This window comes from Phenylobacterium sp. (assembly GCF_035569475.1).
Taxonomy (GTDB): Bacteria; Pseudomonadota; Alphaproteobacteria; order Caulobacterales; family Caulobacteraceae; genus Phenylobacterium.
On sequence record NZ_DATMNA010000005.1, the window covers coordinates 1 to 21580 of the forward strand.

At 71.3% G+C, this 21580-nt stretch carries 25 protein-coding genes; 17 read left to right on the forward strand and 8 right to left on the reverse strand.

Annotated features, from left to right (window positions below):
* Positions 1-97: 97 nt before the first annotated feature.
* Positions 98-826 (forward strand): molybdenum ABC transporter ATP-binding protein, encoded by a 729-nt coding sequence (gene modC / locus VNW53_RS00455; protein WP_325552839.1) that lies wholly within the window; start codon positions 98-100, stop codon positions 824-826.
* Here the strand turns inward: modC and VNW53_RS00460 are convergent.
* A complete protein-coding gene (locus tag VNW53_RS00460) occupies positions 798-2186 on the reverse strand; it encodes a peptide MFS transporter (protein WP_325552840.1) in 1389 nt (462 codons plus the stop codon). The genes modC and VNW53_RS00460 overlap by 29 nt on opposite strands.
* Before the next feature lie 90 nt (positions 2187-2276).
* Here VNW53_RS00460 and VNW53_RS00465 point away from each other — a divergent pair, with 90 nt between their 5' ends.
* From VNW53_RS00465 to VNW53_RS00485, 5 genes are read left to right on the forward strand one after another with little or no spacing between them, the layout of a single operon-like run.
* Complete coding sequence (locus tag VNW53_RS00465) at positions 2277-2750, forward strand: iron-sulfur cluster assembly scaffold protein (RefSeq protein WP_325552842.1); 474 nt, start codon at positions 2277-2279, stop codon at positions 2748-2750.
* A 56-nt stretch (positions 2751-2806) separates the two neighbouring features.
* Positions 2807-3091, forward strand: a complete 285-nt coding sequence (yidD, locus tag VNW53_RS00470) for a membrane protein insertion efficiency factor YidD (protein ID WP_325552843.1) — start codon at positions 2807-2809, stop codon at positions 3089-3091.
* The gene (thrS, locus tag VNW53_RS00475; protein ID WP_325552845.1) at positions 3088-5070 is read left to right on the forward strand and encodes a threonine--tRNA ligase; all 1983 of its coding nucleotides are present in this window, start codon (positions 3088-3090) and stop codon (positions 5068-5070) included. Before yidD ends, thrS begins: the two co-directional genes overlap by 4 nt.
* Positions 5067-6005: a glycosyltransferase family 2 protein gene (locus tag VNW53_RS00480; RefSeq protein ID WP_325552846.1), complete on the forward strand. Its 939-nt coding sequence runs from the start codon at positions 5067-5069 to the stop codon at positions 6003-6005. Before thrS ends, VNW53_RS00480 begins: the two co-directional genes overlap by 4 nt.
* Positions 6006-6029: 24 nt before the next feature.
* Positions 6030-6857, forward strand: coding sequence for a class I SAM-dependent methyltransferase (locus VNW53_RS00485; RefSeq protein WP_325552847.1), 828 nt, complete (start codon positions 6030-6032; stop codon positions 6855-6857).
* A gap of 182 nt (positions 6858-7039) precedes the next feature.
* Here the strand turns inward: VNW53_RS00485 and VNW53_RS00490 are convergent, their stop codons facing one another.
* Together VNW53_RS00490 and VNW53_RS00495 are read right to left on the reverse strand one after the other, a co-directional pair.
* The gene (locus VNW53_RS00490) at positions 7040-7945 is read right to left on the reverse strand and encodes a hydroxymethylglutaryl-CoA lyase (RefSeq protein WP_325552848.1); all 906 of its coding nucleotides are present in this window, start codon (positions 7943-7945) and stop codon (positions 7040-7042) included.
* Positions 7942-9642 (reverse strand): glycosyltransferase family 39 protein, encoded by a 1701-nt coding sequence (locus VNW53_RS00495; RefSeq protein ID WP_325552850.1) that lies wholly within the window; start codon positions 9640-9642, stop codon positions 7942-7944. The genes VNW53_RS00490 and VNW53_RS00495 overlap by 4 nt, the downstream gene beginning before the upstream one ends.
* Before the next feature lie 58 nt (positions 9643-9700).
* Between VNW53_RS00495 and VNW53_RS00500 the strand changes: the two genes are divergently transcribed.
* Both VNW53_RS00500 and VNW53_RS00505 read left to right on the forward strand, forming a co-directional pair.
* Positions 9701-10441 carry a glycosyltransferase family 2 protein gene (locus tag VNW53_RS00500; protein WP_325552852.1) on the forward strand — a complete coding sequence of 247 codons (741 nt, stop codon included), beginning with the start codon at positions 9701-9703 and terminating at the stop codon, positions 10439-10441.
* 167 nt (positions 10442-10608) lie between these two features.
* A complete protein-coding gene (locus VNW53_RS00505; protein WP_325552854.1) occupies positions 10609-10935 on the forward strand; it encodes a DNA-binding protein in 327 nt (108 codons plus the stop codon).
* Between the two features lie 6 nt (positions 10936-10941).
* On the opposite strand, the gene VNW53_RS00510 is transcribed toward VNW53_RS00505, so the two are convergent.
* Positions 10942-11187: a hypothetical protein gene (locus VNW53_RS00510; protein WP_325552856.1), complete on the reverse strand. Its 246-nt coding sequence runs from the start codon at positions 11185-11187 to the stop codon at positions 10942-10944.
* A gap of 129 nt (positions 11188-11316) precedes the next feature.
* A complete protein-coding gene (phaR, locus tag VNW53_RS00515; protein WP_325552857.1) occupies positions 11317-11925 on the reverse strand; it encodes a polyhydroxyalkanoate synthesis repressor PhaR in 609 nt (202 codons plus the stop codon).
* Positions 11926-12103: 178 nt separating this feature from the next.
* Here phaR and VNW53_RS00520 point away from each other — a divergent pair, with 178 nt between their 5' ends.
* The 3 genes from VNW53_RS00520 (at position 12104) to VNW53_RS00530 (ending at position 14930) form a co-directional block, all read left to right on the forward strand.
* Entirely contained in the window at positions 12104-13285 is a 1182-nt protein-coding gene (locus VNW53_RS00520; protein WP_325552859.1) for an acetyl-CoA C-acetyltransferase, read from the forward strand.
* A 42-nt stretch (positions 13286-13327) separates the two neighbouring features.
* Complete coding sequence (gene phbB, locus VNW53_RS00525) at positions 13328-14053, forward strand: acetoacetyl-CoA reductase (protein ID WP_325552861.1); 726 nt, start codon at positions 13328-13330, stop codon at positions 14051-14053.
* A 73-nt stretch (positions 14054-14126) separates the two neighbouring features.
* Complete coding sequence (locus VNW53_RS00530) at positions 14127-14930, forward strand: DUF4908 domain-containing protein (protein WP_325552862.1); 804 nt, start codon at positions 14127-14129, stop codon at positions 14928-14930.
* A gap of 50 nt (positions 14931-14980) precedes the next feature.
* On the opposite strand, the gene gloB is transcribed toward VNW53_RS00530, so the two are convergent.
* Positions 14981-15742: a hydroxyacylglutathione hydrolase gene (gloB, locus tag VNW53_RS00535; protein WP_325552864.1), complete on the reverse strand. Its 762-nt coding sequence runs from the start codon at positions 15740-15742 to the stop codon at positions 14981-14983.
* A gap of 86 nt (positions 15743-15828) precedes the next feature.
* On the opposite strand from gloB, the gene VNW53_RS00540 reads away from it, so the two are divergent.
* The 3 genes from VNW53_RS00540 (at position 15829) to VNW53_RS00550 (ending at position 17634) form a co-directional block, all read left to right on the forward strand.
* Entirely contained in the window at positions 15829-16662 is an 834-nt protein-coding gene (locus tag VNW53_RS00540; protein ID WP_325552866.1) for a class I SAM-dependent methyltransferase, read from the forward strand.
* Entirely contained in the window at positions 16659-17003 is a 345-nt protein-coding gene (locus tag VNW53_RS00545; protein ID WP_325552868.1) for a P-II family nitrogen regulator, read from the forward strand. The genes VNW53_RS00540 and VNW53_RS00545 overlap by 4 nt, the downstream gene beginning before the upstream one ends.
* Before the next feature lie 79 nt (positions 17004-17082).
* Positions 17083-17634 (forward strand): SRPBCC family protein, encoded by a 552-nt coding sequence (locus tag VNW53_RS00550; RefSeq protein WP_325552869.1) that lies wholly within the window; start codon positions 17083-17085, stop codon positions 17632-17634.
* Here VNW53_RS00550 and metW read toward each other — a convergent pair.
* Both metW and metX read right to left on the reverse strand, forming a co-directional pair.
* Complete coding sequence (metW, locus tag VNW53_RS00555; protein ID WP_325552915.1) at positions 17631-18335, reverse strand: methionine biosynthesis protein MetW; 705 nt, start codon at positions 18333-18335, stop codon at positions 17631-17633. The genes VNW53_RS00550 and metW overlap by 4 nt on opposite strands.
* Positions 18336-18357: 22 nt before the next feature.
* Positions 18358-19512 (reverse strand): homoserine O-acetyltransferase MetX, encoded by a 1155-nt coding sequence (gene metX / locus VNW53_RS00560; RefSeq protein ID WP_325552871.1) that lies wholly within the window; start codon positions 19510-19512, stop codon positions 18358-18360.
* A 112-nt stretch (positions 19513-19624) separates the two neighbouring features.
* Between metX and VNW53_RS00565 the strand changes: the two genes are divergently transcribed.
* Genes VNW53_RS00565 through VNW53_RS00575 form a run of 3 tightly spaced genes read left to right on the forward strand, consistent with a single transcriptional unit; the run spans position 19625 to position 21512 of the window.
* Positions 19625-20134, forward strand: coding sequence for a SixA phosphatase family protein (locus VNW53_RS00565; RefSeq protein WP_325552873.1), 510 nt, complete (start codon positions 19625-19627; stop codon positions 20132-20134).
* Positions 20131-20472: a DUF952 domain-containing protein gene (locus VNW53_RS00570; RefSeq protein WP_325552874.1), complete on the forward strand. Its 342-nt coding sequence runs from the start codon at positions 20131-20133 to the stop codon at positions 20470-20472. Before VNW53_RS00565 ends, VNW53_RS00570 begins: the two co-directional genes overlap by 4 nt.
* A complete protein-coding gene (locus VNW53_RS00575) occupies positions 20469-21512 on the forward strand; it encodes a quinone-dependent dihydroorotate dehydrogenase (protein ID WP_325552876.1) in 1044 nt (347 codons plus the stop codon). The genes VNW53_RS00570 and VNW53_RS00575 overlap by 4 nt, the downstream gene beginning before the upstream one ends.
* The last annotated feature ends 68 nt before the right edge of the window (positions 21513-21580 follow it).

A 21580-nucleotide genomic window follows, 5' to 3' on the forward strand; every position in this document is an offset into this window, starting at 1 on the left:
CCGAGGCCTACCGCCTGGCCGCCGGCGTGGTGGCGTTCTCGTTCGCGGCCCTGCTGGTCCTGCTGCTGCTCGACCGGCGCATCGACGAGGCCGTGCGATGAGCGTCGAGGGGCGGTTTTCCGGCGCCCTGGGCGGCTTCCGCCTCGACGCCCGGTTCGTGCTGGCGGCCCGGGGGATCACGGCGCTGAGCGGCCCCTCGGGCTCCGGCAAGACGACGCTGTTGCGCTGCATCGCCGGCCTCACGCGGATGGCGGGCGAACTAAGCGTCGGGGGCGAGGTCTGGCAGGACGCCCGCCGCTTCACGCCGCCCTATCGCCGGCCGGTGGGCGTGGTGTTCCAGGAGGCGAGCCTGCTGGCCCACCTGTCCGTGCGCGGCAACCTCGACTACGGCGCGCGCCGCACCGAGGCGAAAGCGGAGGTGGGCTTCGACGACGCCGTGGAGCTGCTGGGCCTGGGCCCGTTGCTGGACCGCGCCCCGGCCAACCTCTCCGGCGGGGAGCGGCAGCGGGTGGCGCTGGGCCGCGCCCTGCTGAGCCAGCCCAGGCTGCTCCTGATGGACGAGCCGCTCTCCAGCCTGGACGCCGCCGCCAAGGCCGAGATCCTGCCCTACCTGGAGCGGCTGCATCGGGCGCTGGCGATCCCGGCGCTCTACATCAGCCACGACGCCGGCGAGATCGCCCGGCTGGCCGATCATGTACTCTATATGCGCGAGGGGAAGATCGTCGCCGGCGAGGCCTCCACGCCCAGCCTGGACGGGGTGGACGCCGCGACCCGCGACGGCCTGGCGCGCGCGGCGCTCAGGGCCGGGCTGTCGCCGGAGCCTTGAGGCCGTAGGCGCCCGCGAAGCGCCAGCCGATCGCCAGGAAGATCACGCCGCCGGTCGCGACGATGGCCGCGTGCAGGCTCCAGAACTGGGCCGGCGTCAGGCTCTCGTAGAGGCCGCCCAGGCGGCCCGAGGCGAAGCTGCCGACGGTCGTGGAGAGCATGTTGAGCCCGACCAGGGTCGCGACGACCGAAACCGGCGCTGCGCGCGTGAACAGGGCGACCATGGTCGGGGTGAAATAGAGCCAGCCCAGATTGGAGGCGAGGTGGAAGACCACCGCCCAAAGGATCGGCGTCCGCCCGGCGCCGTCGGCGGCGATCCCGGCGGCCGCCAGCCAGAGCGTCGCGGCGGCGAAGATGAAGCAGCCGATGGCGGCCTTGACGAATTCGCCGGGCTCCTTGCCGCGGACCGCCTGCCAACGCCAGAACATCAGCATCGGCGGCAGGCATATGAAGGGCGACAGGCCGTCGATGGCCTGGAACCACGGCACCGGCACGAGGAATCGCCCCACCTGGAGCTGAACGTGGTCGCGGACCCAAAGGTTGTAGGTGTTCCAGACCTGCGACTGGGCGATCCAGAAGAGGGCGGCCACGGGCACGAGGGCCAGCAAGGCCGCGACCCGCCGCCAATCGGCGACGGTCAGCGGCGCGCGGGCCGCGCGGACCGGTTTCGGCGCCGCCGCGACCACGGCGCCCTGGCCGCCGAGATAGACGACGAGGCCGGCCAGCATCCCGAAGCCGGCGAAGGCGAAGCCGATGTGCCAACTGAAGGTCTGGGCCAGGGCGCCGGTGACCACCGGGGCGACAAAGGCGCCGAGGTTGACCATCGCGTAGTAGAGCTGGAACGCGGTGTCGCGGCGGCCGTCCTCCGGCCGATAGAGTTCGCCCACCTGCGGCAGCAGATTGCCGCGCAGCGCGCCCGTGCCGAGGATGATCAGCAGCATGGCCACCAGGAACGACTGGTCGAAGGCCATGCAGAAGTGGCCGGCGGTCATCAGCAGGGCGCCCAGGATCACCATGCGCTTGCGGCCCAGCCAGAGGTCGCCGATCAATCCGCCGAAGACCGGCGTGAACATGGCCAGGCCGACGTAGAGGCCGAACACCTGGGTCGCGAGGCCCAGGAGGGTCAGATGTCCGAAGACGGCCTCGACGGCGGCGCGGAAGACGCGGAAGCCCGCGATCCTTTCGATGTGTCCGGGGGTGAACAACTGGCCGACCATGTAAAGCGTCAGCAGCGCTTGCATGCCGTGGAACGAGACACGGTCCCAGAACTCGGTCCCGGCCAGCACCACGAGGCCGCGCGGATGGCCGAAGAGGTCGCGGCGCCTCGCCTCGATCAGGTGTTCGGCCGTGCCCGCGGTCATGGCGCCTCCCGCCCGCAACGCTAGGGCCGTGCGAGGCGCTGACAAGGCCACATATTTGACAGGGCCGCCCAGGCCCCCGATCTAGGGGGCATGATCGACGATCTCTACTCGGCGAAACTGCTGGCGCTGGCGGCGAACATGCCCCGCACAGGGCGCCTGGCCGCGCCCGACGCCAGCGTCGAGAAGATCTCCAAGCTGTGCGGCAGCCGCGTGGTGGTCGACGTGGTGGTCGACGGCGGCCGGGTCGCCGACTTCGCCCAGGACGTGAAGGCCTGCGCGCTCGGCCAGGCGGCGGCCTCGGTGCTGGGCGCCCAGGTGATCGGCGCGACGCTGGAAGAGCTGGAAGTGACCCGTCAGCAATTCCGGGCTATGTTGAAGGACGGCGCACCCGCGCCGGACGGACGATTTTCGGACCTGGCCATGCTCGCGCCTGTGAAGGACTACCCGGCCCGCCACGCCTCGACGCTGCTCGCGTTCGAGGCGGTGACCGAGGCTGTCCGCCAGGCCAGCATTTCCGGGACGCCGGGAACCGCCGGGCGAACTAGCCCCGCCGGCGCGGCTTGATCCCCCGCTAGGGGCGGCGTAAGCCCCGCCCTGGCCCCCGAGTCTCCGTAGCCGGCATGAACCTCTACGAACGCTGCGTCAGAGGCGCGCTCCGCGCCTACAAGCTGACGCTTTCGCCGCTGATCGGGCGGCAATGCCGGTTCCTTCCGACCTGCTCGGAATATGCGGCAGACGCCCTGATCGGCCATGGCCCGTGGCGCGGGGGAGCCCTCGCCGTCCGCAGGCTGTGCCGTTGTCATCCCTGGGGCGGCGATTCGGGCTTCGACCCGGTCCCGTCCCCGCGCCACAAGATCGCCAAAGACCTTGGGGATCAGGCGCGCAAGTGGACCTGTGAGACATGATCGACCTGATTTTCCCCGATGGCGGCAAACGCCAGTACGACGACGGCGTCACGGGACGGGCGGTGGCGGCCTCCATTGCGCCATCGCTGGCCAAGCGCGCTGCGCTGATCAAGCTGAACGGCGAGCTCTATGACGTGGACCGGCCCCTGCCGGCCGGCGGCCACTTCGAGATCCTGACGCGCGACGCGCGGGAGTCGCTGGAGACCCTGCGCCACGACGCCAGCCACGTCATGGCGCAGGCCGTGCAGGAGCTGTTTCCCGGCACGCAGGTGACCATCGGCCCCTCGATCGAGGACGGCTTCTACTACGACTTCGCCCGCGCCGAGCCGTTCAGCCTGGACGACCTGGCGACCATCGAGCAGCGCATGAAGGAGATCGTCGACCGCGACGAGCCGATCACGCGCGAGGTCTGGACGCGCGACGAGGCGGTCAGCCACTTCAAGTCCATCGGCGAGGCCTACAAGGCGGAGATCATCGAGGGCATTCCCGCCGGCGAGGACGTCAGCGTCTATCGCCAGGGAAACTGGAAGGACCTCTGCCGCGGCCCGCACTTCCCCTCGACGAAGTTCGTGGGCAAGGCGTTCAAACTGACCAAGCTGGCCGGCGCCTATTGGCGCGGCGATCACCGCAACGCCCAGCTCCAGCGCATCTACGGCACGGCCTGGGCCTCGGAGGCCGATCTCGAAGCCTACATCCACCGCATCGAGGAGGCCGAGAAACGCGACCACCGCAAGATCGCCAAGGCCATGGACCTCTTCCACCTGCAGGAAGAGGCCAAGGGGATGATCTTCTGGCACCCCAAGGGCTGGACGCTCTACCGCACGGTCGAGGCCTATATGCGCCGCCGCCTGGACGCCGACGGCTACGTCGAGGTCAAGGCGCCCCAGCTCATGGACCGCGAGCTGTGGGAGAAATCCGGCCACTGGCAGAAGTTCTCCCACGCCATGTTCACCTGCGAGACGGAGGAAGGCGAGGTCCTGGCCGTCAAGCCGATGAATTGCCCGGGCCACGTGCAGATCTTCAACCACGGCCAGAAGTCCTATCGCGACCTGCCGCTGCGCATGGCCGAGTTCGGCGCCTGCCACCGCTATGAGCCGTCGGGCGCCCTGCACGGCATCTTCCGGGTGCGGGCCTTCACCCAGGACGACGCGCACATCTTCTGCCGCGAGGACCAGATCGAGGCGGAGTCCACGAAGTTCGTGCGGCTGCTGGAAAGCGTCTACCGCGACTGCGGCCTGGAGCTGCACGCCGTGAAGCTGGCGCTGCGCCCTGAGCTGCGCTTCGGCACGGACGAGGTCTGGGACATCGCCGAGCAGAAGCTGGAGCGGGCGGCCAAGAACGCCGGCATCGCCGAGGTCGAGATGCTGCCGGGCGAGGGCGCCTTCTATGGCCCGAAGCTGGAGTTCCACCTGCGCGACGCCATCGGCCGGACCTGGCAGTGCGGCACGCTGCAGCTCGACTATGTGCTGCCCGAGCGGCTCGACGCCGAGTACGTGGCCGAGGACGGGACCAAGCAGCGGCCGGTGATGCTGCACCGGGCGATCTGCGGCTCGCTGGAGCGCTACATTGGCGTGATGATCGAGAACTACGCCGGGGCCTTCCCGCTCTGGTTGGCTCCTGTTCAGGTTGTCGTCGCCACGATCACCTCCGACGCCGACGATTTCGCTCTCCAGGCGGCCGCGGCGTTGCGGGCGAAGGGGCTGCGGGTGGAAACCGACCTGCGCAACGAGAAGATCAACCTGAAGGTCCGGGAACACTCCCTGGCCAAGGTTCCGGTGATCGCCGTGGTCGGGCGGCGCGAAGCCGAAGAGGGCAAGGTGGCCCTGCGCCGGCTGGGCTCCGACGGCCAGCAGATCCTCGACCTCGCGGCCGCCGCGAACCTGCTTGCCATGCAGGCGACTCCACCCGATGCTGCGAGCGCCGGGGGAGCTGCGGAGTTGCGGGTCCCGGGCGCGGTCGGCGCCATGGAGGCTGGATGAACGGCATCGCCGCACCCATCGTCGCCCACGAACTCGCACCGACCTCGGATTTCCTGGCCGCGCGGCGCAGCGTCTCGGTGGTCATGGTCGTCTACATGACCGGGGCGGCGCTGGAGGAAAGCGTCGAGCGGGTTCTGAAGGACCCGCTGGTCGACGAGTTCGTCATCGTCGACAACGGCTCGACCGGGCCGGAGGCGGCGCTTCTGCGCGGGCTCGCGGAGCGGGACAAGCGGGTCGTGCTCCTGGCCGGCCACGGCAACGTCGGCTTCGCCCGGGCCGCCAACCTGGGCGCGCGGACGGCCAGCGGTGAGATCCTGGTGTTCCTGAACCCCGACGCCTTCCTGCAGCCGCGCTGCATCGCCGAGCTGGTGCGCGAGATCGAGGGCCGGCCCTCGCCCTGCATCGTCGGCGGCCGGGTGCTCAACACCGACCTGACCGAACAGCGGGGCGGCCGGCGCGGCGAGATCACCCTGATGAACGCGCTGATGTCGCTGAGCCAGCTCGCCGGCCGCAGCGCCGCCTGGCGGCGCTACGAGGTGCACTGGGAGGGCGAGGCCCTGCCGGACCAGGCCGCCGCGGTGCCGACCATCTCCGGGGCCTGCTTCTGCATGCGCCGCGAGGACTTCGAGGCCGTGAAGGGCTTCGACGAGGGCTATTTCCTGCACGTCGAGGACGTCGATCTCTGCTGGCGGGTGCGCGAGATGGGCGGGCGCGTGCTGTTCCATCCCAAGGCCGAGGTGATCCACCTGGGCCACACCAGCCGCACCAGCCCGATCCGGGTCGAGTTCCACAAGGGCGTGGGCCTGGCCCGCTACTTCCGCAAGCGCGCCGTGGGCGTGACCCAGAGCGTCATCGCCTGGGTGATGTCGCCGGTCGTGGTCGGGGCGGCGATCGTGCGGCCGGTGATGTGGCGCTTCCGGGGCCGCGCGGGCTGACGGCCGCAAGGCGCTGATAGACCCATGGCGCCACGCATCCTTCGAAGACTGATCGCCGTCGCGCCGCCGGGCGTGCGCCGCACCCTGGCCGGGGCCCTGCTCGATTTCAAAAGCCTGCCCGCGCGACTGGCCGACCCCCGGCGCCGCGCCGAGCCCTGGGCCTTCGTGCACAACGTCGGCGACGGCGACTTCGTGGCGGTGGGCGCCCAGCTTGTGCGACACCTGAGCGAACACGCCGGCCTCAGGCCCGCCGACCGGGTGCTGGACATCGGCTGCGGCAACGGCCGGGTGGCCGAACAGCTCTCGCCCCTGCTGGCCCGGGGCGGCGGAAGCTATGTCGGGTTCGACCTGTCGCCGGCGGGCGTCCGCGCCTGCCGCCGCCGCTTCGCCGGCCAGCCGCACATGACCTTCGAACACCTGGACGTCTGGAACGGGGAGTACAACGAGACCGGCAAGCTGGCGGAAACCGAGGTGGTGTTCCCGGCCGCCGACGCCTCCGTCGACCTGGCGTTCGCCACCTCGGTCTTCACCCACATGCGGATGCCCGGGATGCGCCGCTATCTCGCCGAGGCGGCGCGGGTGCTGAAGCCCGGCGGGCGCCTCGCCTTCACCGCCTTCGCCCTGACGCCCGAGCGCCAAGATTCGGAGGTCTTCGCCTTCCGCCCCTTCGACGAAACCTCGATGATCATCGACCCCCGCTCGCCCGAGCGGGCCATCGGCCACCGGCGGGCGGCGATCGAGGCGGCGGTGGCTGAGGCGGGCCTGACGCTGACCGCCAGCCACAATGGCCTCTGGGCCCCGCCCAGCGACTACGACGGCGGCCAGGACCTGTTCGTGGCGGCGAAGGGGTAGCGCTCCTCTCCCCCGAGCGCAGCGAGAGAGGGAGAGGGTAGGGAGAGGGCGGCGTCGAACTGGCCGCCGCCGATCCGCGTCCAGCCATAACCCATGGTCCTCGCCCGACCGTCTGCGGATCACGGTTTCACGAGCCGCCCTCTCCCTACCCTCTCCCTCTCGGCTTCGCCGGGGGAGAGGAGTCAGGCCGGCATCGGAAACACGCCGGCGCGGCTGACCGAGGCGGCCGGGGGCTTGCCGAGGATCGCGGCCATCCACTTGGCCGTGTCGATCAGGGCGGGCAGGTCGTAGCCGGTCTCGAAGCCAGCGCGCTCCAGCATGTAGACCAGGTCCTCAGTGCCGATGTTGCCGGTGGCGTCCGGCGCGAAGGGGCAGCCGCCCAGGCCGCCGCAACTGGCGTCCAGCACGTCGACCCCGGCCTCTACGGAGGCGTAGGCGTTGGCCAGGCCCGTGTTGCGGGTGTCGTGGAAATGCATTCGCAGGCGCTGGTCGGGCGCGGCCCTGCGGGTGGCCTCGACGCGCTTGCGCACCAGCCAGGGGTCGGCGACGCCGATGGTGTCGGCCAGCGCGATCTCGGCGACGCCCGCCTGCGCCGCCGCGCGGACGATGCGGATCACCTGCTCTTCCGACACCTCGCCGTCGAAGGGGCAGCCGAAGGCCACCGATATGGTCACCGTGATCGGCGGGCCGCCCTCGGCCTTCTGCCGCGCGGCGATGGCCTGCATGGCGGCGGTCTGCTCGGCGGCGCTGGCGCCCTGGTTGCGGATGCCGAAGCCGTCGGTGGCGCAGACCACGACATTGGCCTCGTCGCAGCCGGCCGCCACGCAGCGGTCCCAGCCGCGCTCGTTCAGCACCAGGCCGATGCGCGAGCGGCCGGCGGCGTGGGGCAGGGCGGCGGAAATCTCCTCGGCGCCGGCCATCTGCGGCACGCGCTTGGGGTTGACGAAGGAGACGGTCTCCATGCGTCGCGCGCCGGCGACCTCCAGGCGGCGGATGAAGTCGAGCTTCTGGTCGACTTCCAGCAGGGCCTTTTCATTCTGCAGGCCGTCGCGGGGCCCGACCTCGACGATCTCGATGGAGCGGCTCACGGTTGGCCTCCTGTGTCCTGCGCCTCGGTCTGAGGCGATCCCGGCGCCGCCTCGTAGACGCGCAGGGTCATCTTCTTGCCGTCCGAATAGTCGAGGCCCTTGATGGCCGCCACCAGATGGGCGCGCGCGCGGTAGCCCGCCAGGGCCTTCTCGAAATTGGCCTCCTCGCGCTGCTCGACGACGGCGGGGCGGTGTTCGGAGATCGCCTGGGCGGCGTCTTCGGGTCCGGCGAGTTCGGTAGGGGTGCCCAGCGCAAAGACCAGGCTGGGCTCGGCGTAGCCGGCGACGGTCACCGGCGCGTCGGCGATGCCCTGCTCGGGCAGCAGCTCGGCCTTGGCCATGACCGTCTCCACGCGGGCGGAGAGCCAGAGCGGGCGGAGCCTCGGGGCCAGGCCCGCCGCCAGGGTCGCATGGCCGGCGACGCCCAGGGCCAGCGCCGTCATCGCCGCGCTCGGCGGCGCCTGGCGCACCAGCATGTAGCCGCCGACCAGGCCCGCGCCGGCCAGGAACAGGGCCGCGGGGAGGGCCGCCGGGAGGTCGGAGGCGTCGCCATAGGCCTTGACCAGGTAGAGCGCGCCGCCGGCCAGCAGCACCCCGAACAGGCCCGCCATCGCCGCCCCGGTCCAGCGCGCGCCCTTGCCGATCGGCGCCGTCAGGGCCGCGGCGGCCAGCCAGGCGACCGCGCCATAGGTCGGCAGGGTGTAGTGCACGAGCTTGGTCGGCAGGGCCTCGAACACCAGCCAAGTGGGGATCAGCCAGCAGAGCGCGAACCGAACGCCGGGCTCGCCCCGGCGCCGCCAGGCGGTCACCGCGGCGGCGGGCAGCAGCAGCGTCATCGGGAACATCAGGAGCGGCGAGAGCAGGGCGTGGTAGCCGGGCGGCGCGCCATGGCTCTCCTGCCCGCCGGCCAGCTTGGGCGCCAGGTCGCCGCCGAGCGCGGCGCTCCAGAACCCGCCGTCGGTGGCCACCGTCACCGCCCAGGCCCAGGGGCCGCAGACGGCGGCCAGCAGGATCACGCCCCAGAGCCAGTTCAGCCGCTTCAGCCAGCCGGCGCGGCGCTCGCTGAGGGTGAGCGCGGCGATGGTCAGGGCGGCCACCATCGGCGTCACCGGTCCCTTGACCAGGGTCCCGACCGAGACCCCGATCCAGAACAGCAGCCAGGCGCGCCGTCCCGCCGGCGGGCCGCCGCGCGCCTCGGCGTAGATCCGGCCGAGCGCCGCCAGGGCGAGCGTCGTGACCCCGCAGAGCGTGGCGTCGGTCTTGGCGATCAGGGCCTCGGTCGACAGCATGAAGGTCGCGCCCAGCATCGCCCCCGCCAGCAGGCCGGCCGGGGCTCCGAAGAAGGCCGACGCGCCCCAGGCGCAGGCGGCGGCGGCCAGCATGGCGCCCAGCAGGCTGGGGATGCGGTAGGCCCAGATCTGGCGCGCCTCGGGGCTGGAGAAGACCGAGACGCTGGCCGCCTGCAGCCAGTGGATGCCCACCGGCTTCTTGAAGCGGGGCTCCTCCTGGTAGCGGATGACGGTGAAGTCGCCGCTTTCCAGCATCTGGGCGGTGGCCTGGGCGAACCGCGATTCGTCGCGGTCCAGGGGCGGCACGGCGAGCAGGCCCGGCAGGCCCGCCAGGAACGCGATCAAAGCCGCCAGCGCCGGCCCCCGCCAGCCGCGGCTGAGCCGCGCCAGTTCACCCTCAAGCGTCATGGCAGCGGTGATAGCACGATCCTTTCCAACGCTCGCTTTTCCGGTATGGGAGGCAGAGATGGCTCGAACCCCTGCCTCTTCCGTCCCCGAAATCTCGGTCGTCGTGCCCGTCTTCGACGAGGAGGGCGCAGCGCCCGCGCTGGCCCGCGAGATCGCCGCGGCCTTCGAGGGGCGGAACTACGAGATGATCTTCGTGGACGACGCCAGCCGCGACGGCACGCGCGCGGCGCTGCAGGCCCTGCGCGCCGAGATCCCGCGGTTGCGGGTGCTGTCCCACCGCCGGAACTCCGGCCAGAGCCGGGCGATTCGGTCAGGCGTCCTCGGCGCGCGCGGCGCGGTGATCGTCACCCTGGACGGCGACGGCCAGAACGATCCGGCGGACGGGCCGGCGCTGGTGGACGCCCTGCTGGCCGGGCCGCCGGAGCTGGCGCTGGTGGGCGGCGAGCGGGTCAAGCGCCAGGACAGCTACGCCAAGAAGGTCGCCTCGCGAATCGGCAACGGGGTGCGCAAGCGCCTGCTGAGCGACACCGCCAACGACACCGGCTGCGGCCTGAAGGCCTTCCGCCGCGAGGCCTTCCTGAGGCTCCCCTACTTCGACCACATTCACCGCTACCTGCCGGCCCTGATGCAGCGGGAGGGATACCTGACCGCCTTCCGGCCGGTGAACCATCGCCACCGCCAGACCGGCGCGTCGAAGTACACCAACCTCGGACGGCTCTGGGCGTCGTTGTCGGACCTGTTCGGCGTGGTCTGGCTGCAGTCCCGCGCGCGCCAACCGGGCGGCGTGGACGAGGTCTAGCCCCTTCCTCTCCTTCATGGGGAGGGAAGGCTAGGTGAGGGCCGTCAGGATCAGCGCGACCACGGTCACGTCGACGAGGCGGAAGACGGCTTGCAGCATGACGGGCCCTCGTGATCGGAATCGCCATCACGGTTAAGCAAGTCCGGCGCCAGCCGTGCGGAGACCCCATGGCCCTGTTCTTCGACGCCGCCTGGTTCGACGCGCGCCTCGGCGAGCGCGGCCTTTCGCGCGCGGTGCTGGCCGCCGCTGCGTCCCTGAGCGCCGAGGACTTGGCCCTGGTCTTCAAGGACCAGCGGGAGCTGTCGGCCGGCGAGGTGGCGGTCTTTGCCGAGCTTTTGGGCGCGGAGGCGGCAGAAGTCGCCGCCCATGCGGGCGTCTCGACGCCGGTTCCGGGGACGGAGGGCGGGGCGGCCGCGCGGATCGCGGCCCTGGAGCGGCGGGTGGCGGCGCTGGAGGCGGAGGTGGCGCGGCTGTCCCGGCTTTCGCCGGGATGAGCGGATTCAGATCTCGGTGCGGGCGGAGCGGCCCGTCGGCGCGCGGCGGTCGGCCGAGCCGGACCAGGCGGTGCGGTTGTAGCTGACGCGGGCCTGGTCGTGGATCTGGGGGCCGGCCCGCAGGCCGCGGCGTTCGCCGATCACCTGGGCGTCGATGGCCGAGGCGCCGCCGACGCGGGCCGCGCTTCGCGGGATCGTGCGCGGCGGGCCGACCGGCACCGGCAAGAGGCTGCCCGCGGTCGCCTGCGTCAAATCGGCACGGTCTGTGTCGGCTTCGCCCTTGCGGCTACGGCTCGGGCCAGGGGCCCTGCGGATAGGATCGATCGATATCGTCATTGCGGGGCTGCTTGTGCAGGACTCGGGCCAACCATTACCGAGACGTTAACGCTTGCCGGCCAACTTCTCAATCTGCGCCTGCATCTCCTCCATCTGCTTGCGCAACGCCACGAGGGCCTCGTCGGATGCAGCCGGCGCCGGCTCGGCCTTGGGTGCGGGCGCCGGCTCCTCCGGCCGCGCGGCGTAGGCGAAGGGCGAGAACATCTTCATCGCCCGGTCGAAGAGGGCGAGGTTCTGGCGCACCTGCTCGTCGAAGACGCCCACGCCCGGCGCGGCCTGGCCCAGGGCGGAGAACTGGCTGCGCATGCGCTCCTGCTGCTGGGTGAAGCTGGCCAGCGACAGCTCCAGATAGGACGGCAGGAAGGCCTGCATGGAGTTGCCGTAGAAGCCGATGAGCTGCCGCAGGAACTGGATCGGCAGCAGGCTCTGCCCCTGGCTCTCTTCCTCGAAGATGATCTGGGTCAGGACCGAGCGGGTGATGTCCTCGTTGGTCTTGGCGTCATAGACGACGAAGTCGACGTTCTTCTTCACCATCTCCGAGAGGTGCTCGAGGGTGACGTAGCTGGAGGAGGCGGTGTTGTAGAGTCGCCGGTTGGCGTACTTCTTGATGACGACGCGCTCGCCCGGGGCGGCTGTCCCTTCCGTGTCGGCCATCCCAATTCCTTATGCCGGGCCGCGAACCTCCGCGAACCCTGTTTCTGCACCGCAGTATCGCGGATGCGAGCAGAATGGCAATCGGCGCCAAATCACGCGCGGGGTTGCGGAAATGTCGCGCGCTCCCAATAGATGGGGAGGAAGGGCCGTCCCCAAAAGACGTCAAGGAATCCGCGTCATGACCGACATCGTCATCGTCTCCGCCGCGCGCACGCCGGTGGGCTCGTTCAACGGGGCGCTCTCCAGCCTGCCCGCCCACGAACTGGGCAAGATCGCCATCATGGCCGCCATCGAGCGCGCCGGGATCAAGGCCGCCGACGTGGACGAAGTGGTGATGGGCCAGGTGCTGCAGGCCGGCGCCGGCCAGGGCCCCGCGCGGCAGGCCTCGGTCAACGCCGGCATCCCGGTGGAAAGCCCCGCCTGGAGCCTCAATCAGCTCTGCGGCTCGGGCCTGCGCGCCGTGGCCCTGGGCGCCCAGCAGATCATGGATGGCTCGGCCGACATCGTGATCGCCGGCGGCCAGGAGAGCATGAGCCAGTCGCCGCACGCCCAGAACCTTCGCGGCGGCCAGAAGATGGGCGACCTGGCCCTGGTCGACACGATGATCAAGGACGGGCTGTGGGACGCCTTCCACGGCTATCACATGGGCCAGACGGCCGAGAACATCGCCGCCCGCTGGCAGATCACCAGGGAGGACCAGGACCGGTTCGCCGTGGGCTCGCAGAACAAGGCCGAGGCCGCCCAGAAGGCGGGCAGGTTCGCGGGCGAGATCGCCCCGGTCACCATCAAGGGCCGCAAGGGCGACACGGTCGTCGATCAGGACGAATACATCCGCCACGGGGCGACGCTGGAGGCCATGGCCGCGCTCAAGCCCGCCTTCGCCAAGGAAGGCTCGGTCACCGCCGCCAACGCCTCGGGCCTCAACGACGGGGCCGCGGCCCTGGTGTTGATGAGCGCCGACGAAGCCAGGAAGCGGGGCCTGAAGCCCCTGGCGCGCATCGCGTCCTGGGCCAACGCCGGGGTCGATCCGGAGATCATGGGCACCGGCCCGATCCCCGCCAGCCGCAAGGCCCTGGAGCGCGCCGGCTGGTCGGTGGGCGACCTGGACCTGATCGAATCCAACGAGGCTTTCGCCGCCCAGTCGATCTGCGTGGTGCGCGACCTGGGCCTCGACCCGGCGAAGGTGAACGTCAACGGGGGGGCCATCGCCATCGGCCACCCGATCGGCGCGTCGGGCGCGCGGATCCTGACCACCCTGCTGCACGAGATGAACCGCACGGACGCAACCAAAGGCCTCGCGACGCTCTGCGTGGGTGGCGGCATGGGCGTGGCCATGTGCGTCGAGAAGATTACGAGCTGAACGCCGGATCAACCGGCGACGGTCGATAGGGAGACGAACGGCATGGCCAGGGTGGCGCTGGTCACGGGTGGAACCCGTGGCATCGGGCGGGCGATCGTCGAGCGGCTGACCGCGGACGGGTTCAAGGTCGCCGCAGGCTATTCCGGCAACGAGGAGGCCGCCGTCGCGCTGAAGCGCGAGACCGGCGCCATGGTGATCAAGGGCAATGTCGGCAACTTCGCCGATTGCCAACACGCCGTGAAGGCGGTCGAGGCCGAGCTCGGTCCGATCGACATCCTGGTCAACAACGCCGGCATCACCCGCGACGGCGTCTTCCACCGGATGAACTCCGAGCAGTGGAGCGAGGTGATCCGGGTGAACATGGACTCGCTGTTCAACATGACCCGCCAGGTGATCGAGGGCATGCGCGACCGGTCCTGGGGCCGCATCATCAACATCTCCTCGATCAACGGCCAGAAGGGCCAGGTGGGCCAGACCAACTATTCCGCCGCCAAGGCCGGGATGATCGGCTTCACCAAGGCCCTGGCCCTGGAGAACGCCAAGAAGGGCGTCACCGTGAACTGCATCGCCCCCGGCTACATCGACACCGAGATGGTCCAGGCAGTGCCCGAGAAGGTGCTGGAGGGCATTATCGGCCAGATTCCCGTCGGCCGGCTCGGCCGCGGCGACGAGATCGCCGACATGGTCGCCTTCCTGGCCGGCGAGCGCGCAGGGTATGTGACCGGAACGACACTGTCGCTGAATGGCGGACAATACTTGGTCGGCTGAGGCCCCGCTGTCCGGTGAAGGCCCTGCCCCGGTCCAAAAAGCGCCACACCCCCTCGGCATGCCCTTTGGAGTCATGACGGGCGAGCCACTGGCTTTTTCTAGGACGAAGGCGGCGGCGGTTCTCGCCGTCATGCTCGGCCTATGGCTCAGCCTCGTTTCGCCGGCGACGGCGGGCCCCCTGGGCAGCCTCCGGGACGGGCTCTTCGGGCGCCATCCCAGCGACGGGCGCGACATCGCCGCGCCCTTGGTCGCCCGCTATGTCACCGAGGACGGCGATGTCTTCACCTTCGACCGCTCCCAGTCCAAGGCGCTGCTGAAGTTCGACGGCAGCTTCGAGGTCTGGGCCCTGCAGCCGCAACCGGCCCCGCGCGGCGACACCATCTACAAGAACGACCTGGGGGAGCCGGTGCTGCGCGCCACCCGGCTGGGGGGGGTGACGGTGTTCACCGACCAGCGGCCGGGCGGCGCGGCCGCGGCCCTGGCGGGCATCGCCCCGCCGTTGAAGCTCGCCATCATGGGCCCGCAGGTCCTGCTGGAGCGGCTGGCCCAGGCCAGCGCCCGCGCCAGCCGCGCCGCGCGCCGGCTGATCCAGTTCGACGCGGGACGGCCCGGCCAGGAGGCGACGCCCATATCGGCCCCCCTGATCGCCGACGCGGCCATGGTGACCAGCGAGGCGGTGGTGCGGATGTCCAAGCGTTCCGACGCCCGCAAGATCCTGGATCACATCCTGCGGGTGCAACTGGTGGAAGGGAGCCGCGCATCCGTCCAGCTCGACAGCGCCGGCGTCCTGGAGGTCACCGTCGCCCCGCCGCAGGGCCTGGCCGGCCGGCCCTCGTCGGATCGCATCGTCCAGGTGGCCCAGAGCTTTCGCCAGTAGGCATCCTTCTCCGCCCGGCTCCGGCTCTTGCGGCCCGGGCGAGCGGAGACCTATCCCTTGAACACGTCCTTGGCGGCGCGGACGGCGCCGAAGGCTTCGTAGTCGGGCTTGCCGGCGGCGCCGACCCGGCCGGCCAGCACCGGCGCGCGCAGGAAGGGGTTGGTGGCCTTCTCCAGCGCGATGGTGGTCGGCACCGTGGCCTCGCCGCGCTGGCGGGCGGCGAAGACCTGCTCGGCGCGGGCCTTGAGCGCCGGATCGTCGTCCACCGACAGCGCGAAGCGGGCGTTGGAGGCGGTATATTCGTGCGCGCAGTAGACGGTGGTGTCGTCCGGCAGGGCGGCGAGGCGCTGCAGGCTGGTCCACATCTGCTCCGGCGTGCCCTCGAACAGCCGCCCGCAGCCGAGCGCGAACAGGGTGTCGCCCACGAAGGCGATGCGGTCGGCGGCGTCGAAATAGGCGATGTGGCCCAGGGTGTGGCCGCCGCTCTCGATCACCTGGAACTGGGTCTCGCCCAGCATCACGGTGTCGCCGCCCTTCACCTCGCGGTCCAGCGCCGAGATGCGGGTCACCTCTGCGGGGCCGACGATCCTGGCGCCGGTCGCGGCCACGATCTCGGCGTTGCCGCCGGCGTGGTCGGGGTGCCAGTGAGTGTTGAGGATCATGTCGAGCTTCCAGCCCAGCTTGTCGAGCTCGCGCAGGATGGCGCCGGCGTCAGGGGTGTCGACGCAGGCGGCCAGGCCGGTGGCCGCATCGCGGGCCAGGAAGCCGTAGTTGTCCTCGAGGCAGGGGAACTGGTGGACGGTGAGCGGCATGGGTGGACCTCCTGCCAGATGGGGAGCGTGCGGGGCGCATGCGATTTAGGTTGGCGGGACCCCTTAGTCGAGCATAGCCATGGATTATGCGCCGCGACGTCCTGGAGCTTCGACAGTTCTACGCCTCCGATCTGGGGCGGGCGGCGCGCGCCATGGTGGGCCGCAAGGTGATCGAGGCGTGGGGCGACGCGCGCGGACTGGACGTGCTGGCGCTGGGTTATGCGACGCCCTTCGTGGCCCCGGCCCGCCACGCCGCGCGGCGGGTGATCGGCGCCATGCCCGCCCAGCAGGGGGTGGAGATCTGGCCGGGCGGCGCGCGCAACCTGACCACCCTGGTGGGCGAGGACAGCCTGCCCTTCGCCAACGCCCTCTTCGACCGCATCCTGATGGTCCACGGCATCGAGGAGAGCCCCGACCCCCTGGCCCTGCTGCGCGAGGTCTGGCGGGTGCTGGCGCCTTCGGGAAAGGTCGTCGTGGCGGTGGCGGCCCGCAATGGGCTGTGGGCCAATTCCGAGAAGACGCCCTTCGGCCATGGGCGGCCCTATAGCCGCGGCCAACTGGCCGAACTGCTGCGCGAGGCCGAGCTGGAGCCCTCCGGCTGGACCCGGGCGCTTTATGTGCCGCCGCTCAACTGGATGGCCGGCTGGGCCGAGGGATTCGAGCAGACGGGCTCCAGGCTGTGGCCGGGGTTCGCGGGCCTGCTGCTGATGGAGGCGGTGAAGCAGACGTTCGCGGTGAAGCCCAAGGGCCACGCTGCGCGCGTGCGGCGGGCCCGCCCGCTGCTCGCCCCCGCGCCGGGAGCCCTTTCCATGGCGCCCATTTCCCGGGCAGGAGGAACCGAGCGAAAGCTCAAGCTCTTGGAGCGACGCGGGGAAGGCCTTAGCGTCGAGCCGCGAATGAACCGAAAGGCGGCGCCATGAAGATGATCGTCGCGATCATCAAACCCAGCCGGCTCGACGCCGTGCTCGACGCGGTCACCGAGGCCGGCGCCTCCGGCCTGACGGTCACCGAGGTGCGCGGCTACGGCCGCCAGCGCGGCAAGACCGAGGTCTATCGCGGGGCCGAGTACGAAGTGAAGCTGCTGCCCAAGGTGAAGCTGGAAATCGCCGTGCCGGACGACATCTGCGAAGCGGTGGTCGAGGCCGTCTCGCGCACCGCCAACACCGGCAAGATCGGCGACGGCAAGGTCTTCGTCATGGACCTGGAGCAGGCGCTGCGCATCCGCACCGGCGACCGCGACGCCGCGGCCATCGCCGGTTAGCCGCGGGCCATTGTCCCGAACAGGTGGCTCAGGTCGTCGGGGCTTGGTCCGCGCGCCCGGCCTCGCCTAGGGTGGGTCCATGCCGACCGACCTTCCCCCGCCGCCCGCCATCGACCCCGACGCCCCGATGATCGCGCGCACCGAGCGCATCGTCGTCGACCGGCCGCCCCAGGCGGTCAGCGACTGGGTGGTGCTGGGGGCGCTGGAGGAGATGGTCCTGCCGACCAAGCGGCTGCCGGGCGTGGCCGGGGTGACGCCGCTGACGCCGGGGCCGTGGGGAACGCCCGGCGGGCGGCGGATCGTGCGGCTCACTGACGGCGCTCAGACCACGGAGCAGGTGGTGGTGCGCACCCCCGAACTTTTCCGCTACCAGGTGTGGAACTACACCACCCCGGCGGCGCGGCCTGTCGCCTACGCGATCGGCGAGTTCCGCTTCGCGCCCCTGGACGGCGGCGCGCGCACGGAACTGGCCTGGACCTACGCCTTCCGGCTGCGCGGCGACCGGCTCCCCGGGAGCCTCGGCGGCCTCGGCCGCGCCCTGATGCGGATCGCCTTCCTCGACAGCGCCTACGCCGAGCTGATGCGAACGGCGCTGAAGGCCATCAGGGCCAAGCTGGAGCGGGCCGGCTAGGCCTTCGCGCGCGTCCGCCGGGCCTTGGGCGCCACGCCCTCCGGCCTCGGCAGGTCCACCTCGCCGAACAGGTTCTGCGGCGTGGCTTCGGGCCGGTCCTCGGCGCGGCGGCCGAGCAGGAAGAGGGCGGTCTCCGAGCGCCAGTTCTCCAGCAGGCCGTCCGGGCGGATCGAGCGCGCCGGCTTGCCGCCGCTCAGCGCCGCGCAGGCGTCGACCCGCAGGTCCAGTTCGCGGCAGAGGTCGGTGAAGTCGCGCAGGGTGCACAGGTGAATGTTGGGCGTCGACCACCAGGGGTCGGGAAGCGCCCGCGTCTCCGGCATCCGGCCCCGCGCCATCAGCGACATCCGCATCCGCCAGTGCCCGAAGTTCGGCACCGAGACGATGGCCTGGTCGGCGATGCGCAGGAGTTCGGACAGCACGTGCCTGGGATCGCGCATCTGCTGCAGGGTCTTGGACAGGATCGCGTAGTCGAAGGCCCGCGTCGGGAAATGGTCGAGGTCACGGTCGCCGTCGCCCTGCACCACCGCCAGGCCCTTGGCCAGGCAGGCCGAGACCCCGGCGGGGCTGATCTCCAGCCCCTGGCCGTCGACGCGCTTCTCGCGGGTCAGGAGGTCGAGCAGTTCGCCGTCCTCGCAGCCCACGTCGAGCACCCGCGCGCCGGGACGCACCAGCCGCAGGATCTCGGCGAAGTCCTCGCGCATGGCGGCCACTAGAGTCCCATTCCTATAGTCCTCGGGCCTGGGCGGTGGAGGCGAAGAAGCCGCGCAGCGTGCGGTCGAGCTGCGGCTCGTCGAGGAAGAAGGCGTCGTGGCCCTTGTCGCTCTCGATCTCGGCGAAGGAGGCGCGGCAGCCGGCGGCGTTGAGCGCGCGCACGATGTCGCGGCTCTCGGCGGTGGGATAGAGCCAGTCGGAGGAGAAGGAGAGCACGCAGAAGCGCACCCCGCGCGCCTTGCGGAACGCCTCGGCCAGCACGCCGCCGTGCCGCGCGGCCAGGTCGAAGTAGTCCAGCGCGCGGGTGATGTAGAGGTAGGAGTTGGCGTCGAAGCGGTCGACGAAGCTGGCGCCCTGGTGGCGCAGATAGCTCTCCACCTGGAAGTCGGCGTCGAAACCCCACGACAGGCCATCGCGCTGCAGCTCGCGGCCGAATTTCCGCTGCAGGGCGGGCTCGGACAAGTAGGTGATGTGCGCGGCCATGCGCGCCACGGCCAGGCCCTTTTCCGGACGCACCCCGGCGGCCTCGTAGTCGCCCGCCCGCCAGTCGGGATCGGCCATGATCGCCTGGCGGCCGACCTCGTGGAAGGCGATGTTCTGGGCCGAGTGGCGCGGCGCGGCGGCGATGCAGACGGCGCTGAACAGCTTCTCCGGGAAGTCCGCCGCCCACTGCAGAACCTGCATCCCGCCCATGGACCCGCCGACCACGGCGAACAGGGTCTCGATGCCCAGGGCCTCGATCAGCATGGCCTGGGCGCGGACCATGTCGGCGATGGTGATCATCGGGAAGGACAGGGCGTAGGCCTGTCCGGTCTTGGGATTGGCCGAGGCGGGCCCGGTCGAGCCCATGCAGCCGCCGATCACGTTGGTGGCGATCACGAAGTAGCGCTCGGGATCGAGCGGCCGGCCGGGTCCGATGACGTTTTCCCACCAGCCGGGGCGGCCGGTGACCGGATTGACCGAGGCGGCGTGCTGGTCGCCGGTCAGGGCGTGGCAGACCAGGACGGCGTTGGTCCTGGCCTCGTTCAGGCGGCCATAGGTCTTGTAGGCCACCTCCAGGCCGCTCAGCGTCGCCCCGGAGTCCAGGCGCAACGGCCTTCCCGCCGGAAACCGCCAGGTCCCGCCGCCGCTCTCGACATCCGACCCGGGCTCCGCGCCTGCGTCCATGGCGCCTTGGACCGCCAAGCCCTTTCGGTGTCAATGACGTCTTGGGCGCTTTGCGGCGGCTTCGCAGGCGGCGCGGGCGCCGCTATGAGGGGCGCGCAAGGGTGGAGCGTCCATGGATCGGCTGATCCTTTTCCGGCACGGCAAGGCTGAGGCGGAGTCCGCCAGCGGCGAGGATTTCGACCGCCGCCTCGCGCCCCGGGGGATCGAGGAGTCGGCGCAGATGGGCGCCCAACTGGCCGACATGGGCTTCGCGCCGGACCTGGTGCTGGTCTCGACCGCGGCCCGCGCCCGCGAGACCTGGGCGGCGGCCGAGCCCCACTTCGCCAAGGCCCGCGCCCGCTTCGACGACGACCTCTATCACGCCGATTCCGGCCGCGTCCGACGCGAGGCCGCGCGGGCCGGCGCGGGCGCCCCTACGGTGATGGTGGTGGGCCACAATCCGGGCCTGCAGGAGCTGGCCGTGCAGCTTCTGACGGAAGGCTCGGCCCCACCCTCGCTGATCGCCCGCGCCAGCCGCCGGTTCCCCACAGCCGCGGCGGCGGTGTTCCTGTTCGACGACGACGGCCGGCCGGCCTTCGATGGCCTGTTCTTCCCCGAACGCGGCCTGGGAGGGGGCGATTGACCCGCATCTACAAGATCCTGCCACGCGCCGACTGGACCGCCGCCCATGAGGCCGGGCGCTACGAGGGCTCGCCTCTCGACCGGGCGGACGGCTTCATCCATTTCTCCACCGCGGCCCAGGCGCAGGAGACCGCCCGGCGGCACTTTGCCGGCCAGGCGGACCTGGTGGTGCTGGAGGTGGAGGCTGACGACCTGGGCGAGGCCCTGCGCTGGGAGCCCTCGCGCGGCGGCGACCTCTTCCCGCACCTCTATGGCCCGCTCGCCGCCCAGCAGGTGCGCTATGTGACCGAGGCGCCGCTGGACGGCGAGGGCGTCCCGGTCCTCGGCGCGCTCTCGTGAGCCTGCACGGCGCGGCGACCTGGGCGCTCCGGGGCCTCGATCCGGAAGACGCGCACGGCTGGGCGATCAAGGGACTGAAGCTGGGGCTGGGCCCGGCAGGCGGCCGCGACGATCCGATCCTGGCCACGTCGCTGGCCGGGCTTTCCCTGCCCAATCCGGTGGGCCTGGCGCCGGGCTTCGACAAGGACGCCGAGGTGTTCGCACCGATGCTGCGCGCCGGCTTCGGCTTTGCGGAGTGCGGGACGGTGACGCCCTTGCCACAGGCCGGCAACCCGCGCCCGCGGCTCTTCCGGCTGAGCGAAGACCGGGCGGTGATCAACCGCATGGGCTTCAACAACAAGGGCCTGGAGGCCTTCGCCGGGCGGCTGGCGCGGCGCGGACCTTCCGGCGTCGTCGGCGCCAACATCGGAGCCAACAAGGACTCCGCCGACCGCATCGGCGACTATGTGACCGGGCTGACGCGGCTGTGGGGCCTGGCCAGCTATTTCACCATCAACATCTCCTCGCCCAACACGCCGGGCCTGAGGGCGCTGCAGACCAAGGCCGCGCTCGAGGAGCTGCTGGGCCGCCTGGCCGAGGCGGCGGACAGCCTGCCGCCGGCCGGCCGGGCGCCGATGTTCCTGAAGGTCGCCCCGGACCTGGAGGCGGGCGAGGTGGAGACCATCGCCGCGGCCTGCGCCGTCCGGGGCCTGGCCGGGATCATGGTCTCCAACACCACCGTGTCCCGTCCGCCGCTGACATCGCGGTTCGCGGGCGAGGCGGGCGGGCTATCGGGCGCGCCGCTCACGGCGCTGTCGACGCGGGTGCTGGGCGAGTTCGCCCAGGCCGCCGGCGGCCGGCTCGCCCTGGTGGGCGTCGGCGGGATAGGCTCGGGAGCGGACGCCTATGCGAAGATCCGCGCCGGAGCCTGCGCCGTGCAGCTCTATTCGGCCCTGGTGTTCGAGGGCCCGGGGCTGGTGGGGCGCATCAAGCGCGATCTGGCGCAGCGCCTGCGCGCGGACGGCTTTGCTTCGGTCGGCGCCGCGGTGGGCGCAAAGTAGGCGCGGGCAGGCCCAAGGCTTGCAGGGGCCAAGGCCCGCGTTGCCGAAGTGAACGCGCTGCATTAACT

Bases quoted from the DNA above. Each gene is read 5' to 3' on its own strand.
- modC (WP_325552839.1), top strand. From the start codon at position 98: ATGAGCGTCGAGGGGCGGTTTTCCGGCGCCCTGGGCGGCTTCCGCCTC.
- VNW53_RS00505 (WP_325552854.1), top strand. From the start codon at position 10,609: ATGGCCCTGTTCTTCGACGCCGCCTGGTTCGACGCGCGCCTCGGCGAG.
- VNW53_RS00530 (WP_325552862.1), top strand. From the start codon at position 14,127: ATGACGGGCGAGCCACTGGCTTTTTCTAGGACGAAGGCGGCGGCGGTT.
- VNW53_RS00565 (WP_325552873.1), top strand. From the start codon at position 19,625: ATGGATCGGCTGATCCTTTTCCGGCACGGCAAGGCTGAGGCGGAGTCC.
- VNW53_RS00465 (WP_325552842.1), top strand. From the start codon at position 2,277: ATGATCGACGATCTCTACTCGGCGAAACTGCTGGCGCTGGCGGCGAAC.
- VNW53_RS00520 (WP_325552859.1), top strand. From the start codon at position 12,104: ATGACCGACATCGTCATCGTCTCCGCCGCGCGCACGCCGGTGGGCTCG.
- yidD (WP_325552843.1), top strand. From the start codon at position 2,807: ATGAACCTCTACGAACGCTGCGTCAGAGGCGCGCTCCGCGCCTACAAG.
- VNW53_RS00540 (WP_325552866.1), top strand. From the start codon at position 15,829: ATGCGCCGCGACGTCCTGGAGCTTCGACAGTTCTACGCCTCCGATCTG.
- VNW53_RS00460 (WP_325552840.1), bottom strand. From the start codon at position 2,186: ATGACCGCGGGCACGGCCGAACACCTGATCGAGGCGAGGCGCCGCGAC.
- VNW53_RS00480 (WP_325552846.1), top strand. From the start codon at position 5,067: ATGAACGGCATCGCCGCACCCATCGTCGCCCACGAACTCGCACCGACC.
- VNW53_RS00485 (WP_325552847.1), top strand. From the start codon at position 6,030: ATGGCGCCACGCATCCTTCGAAGACTGATCGCCGTCGCGCCGCCGGGC.
- thrS (WP_325552845.1), top strand. From the start codon at position 3,088: ATGATCGACCTGATTTTCCCCGATGGCGGCAAACGCCAGTACGACGAC.
- phbB (WP_325552861.1), top strand. From the start codon at position 13,328: ATGGCCAGGGTGGCGCTGGTCACGGGTGGAACCCGTGGCATCGGGCGG.
- gloB (WP_325552864.1), bottom strand. From the start codon at position 15,742: ATGCCGCTCACCGTCCACCAGTTCCCCTGCCTCGAGGACAACTACGGC.
- VNW53_RS00545 (WP_325552868.1), top strand. From the start codon at position 16,659: ATGAAGATGATCGTCGCGATCATCAAACCCAGCCGGCTCGACGCCGTG.
- VNW53_RS00500 (WP_325552852.1), top strand. From the start codon at position 9,701: ATGGCTCGAACCCCTGCCTCTTCCGTCCCCGAAATCTCGGTCGTCGTG.
- phaR (WP_325552857.1), bottom strand. From the start codon at position 11,925: ATGGCCGACACGGAAGGGACAGCCGCCCCGGGCGAGCGCGTCGTCATC.
- metX (WP_325552871.1), bottom strand. From the start codon at position 19,512: ATGGACGCAGGCGCGGAGCCCGGGTCGGATGTCGAGAGCGGCGGCGGG.
- metW (WP_325552915.1), bottom strand. From the start codon at position 18,335: ATGCGCGAGGACTTCGCCGAGATCCTGCGGCTGGTGCGTCCCGGCGCG.
- VNW53_RS00495 (WP_325552850.1), bottom strand. From the start codon at position 9,642: ATGACGCTTGAGGGTGAACTGGCGCGGCTCAGCCGCGGCTGGCGGGGG.
- VNW53_RS00550 (WP_325552869.1), top strand. From the start codon at position 17,083: ATGCCGACCGACCTTCCCCCGCCGCCCGCCATCGACCCCGACGCCCCG.